A 569-nucleotide genomic window follows, 5' to 3' on the forward strand; every position below is an offset into this window, starting at 1 on the left:
CGAGAAGTTTGCAGAAACAGCCCAGGATAATGCTTATTTTTTTTTCAAGTATTGTATAGAAAATGAGGTACCAAGAAATGTTTACTATGTAGTAAAGAAAGAATCAAATGATATCTGTAACTTAAACGGGCTTGAAGGTAACGTAGTTTATTTTATGAGTTTAAGGCATTTAATATTATTACAAGCTTGTAAAATTATAATTTCCTCTGAGGCTAAAGGACATGGGTACATTTGGCGAGCAAATAGAGGAAAAATTTTTAAAATATTTAACAAAAAAAATCAGTTATTTTTACAGCATGGGTTATTATGATTTAAAAAAATCGGCGATATATTTAATAATAGTAGTAATTCACCCAATAGAGTTAAGTTATTTGTGGCATCTTCTGATTTTGAACGAGATATCATTAAGCAGTATTTTGGATATGAAGAAGAGAAAATAGTTATTAGTGGGTTAGCAAGATGGGACTATTTAATGGATAAATCGAAAGGTCGTTCGGAAATTTTATTAATGCCAACGTTCAGAAACTGGTTAGAAGAGGTATCTGAAAGCACTTTTGAGCACTCAACTT

General features: G+C 30.4%; 2 protein-coding genes. Both read left to right on the forward strand.

Features of this window, described 5'->3' with window-relative positions; genetic code table 11:
- Nucleotides 1-310: hypothetical protein (locus RCF13_RS19180; protein ID WP_308141455.1), on the forward strand; the 310-nt coding region annotated here is incomplete at its 5' end.
- A gap of 63 nt (nt 311-373) precedes the next feature.
- Nucleotides 374-569, forward strand: a 196-nt coding sequence (locus RCF13_RS19185) for a hypothetical protein (protein WP_308141456.1), incomplete at its 3' end; no start/stop codon positions are given.

This window comes from Stenotrophomonas maltophilia group sp. RNC7 (genome assembly GCF_030910085.1).
Classification (GTDB): Bacteria; Pseudomonadota; Gammaproteobacteria; order Xanthomonadales; family Xanthomonadaceae; genus Stenotrophomonas; species Stenotrophomonas sepilia.